The sequence below is a fragment of the Nitrincola lacisaponensis genome (genome assembly GCF_000691225.1).
In the GTDB taxonomy this organism is placed as follows: domain Bacteria; phylum Pseudomonadota; class Gammaproteobacteria; order Pseudomonadales; family Balneatricaceae; genus Nitrincola; species Nitrincola lacisaponensis.
This window is the reverse complement of sequence record NZ_JMSZ01000038.1, coordinates 1-667: the sequence shown is the minus strand read 5'-3', so window position 1 is coordinate 667 and position 667 is coordinate 1. Positions and strand designations below refer to the sequence as shown.

Annotated in this window: 1 protein-coding gene; it reads left to right on the top strand. The window is 54.6% G+C overall.

Annotated features, from left to right (window positions below; translation table 11 throughout):
• Nucleotides 1-667: insulinase family protein (locus tag ADINL_RS13910; protein ID WP_036549388.1), on the top strand; the 667-nt coding region annotated here is incomplete at both ends.

The window sequence follows — 667 nt, the reverse complement described above, 5'->3', positions numbered from 1 at the left end:
TCTGCCAACCTGATGAGTCTGGTGGTCAGTGGACCACAGTCTCTGGAGGAATTGCGTGAACTGGTGGAGATGCGCTTCAGCGACATTGCCAACTTTAACGCCACCGCATACCGGGATCTGGAACCCCTGTTTGAGCCTGGTCAGCTGCCACTGCAACTGGAGATCCAGACACTGCGTCAGCAGCGCTCCCTGTCTTTGCTCTTTCCGATCGATCCGATTCGGGAACAGTGGCGCAACAAACCCCTGTATTTCATTGCCAGCCTGATCGGATACGAGGGTGAAGGCAGTCTGTTCGCCTGGCTCAAAGATGCTGAACTGGCCACCGGACTGGCCGCCTTCACCGCCATCGATCTGCCGGAGCAAGCCGCTTTTCAGATTGAAATCGAACTGACAGAAGCCGGACTGCAGCAGATTGATGCCATTACCGAGCAGGTGTTTGCCTATATTCACTTACTCCAGGCGCAAGGACTGGACCCGGATCTCTATGAAGAGATCCGCGAACTGGCAACCCTGCAGTTCCAGTTCCGTGAGCCCCCACCAGCCATTCGTGAAGTGATGATGCTGGCACAACTGCAGCAACAATATCCGGTCGAAAACCTGCTCAATGCGCAGTATTTACTGGAAAACTATGATGCCGAGCAGATCCAGCACTACCTGCTACAACTGC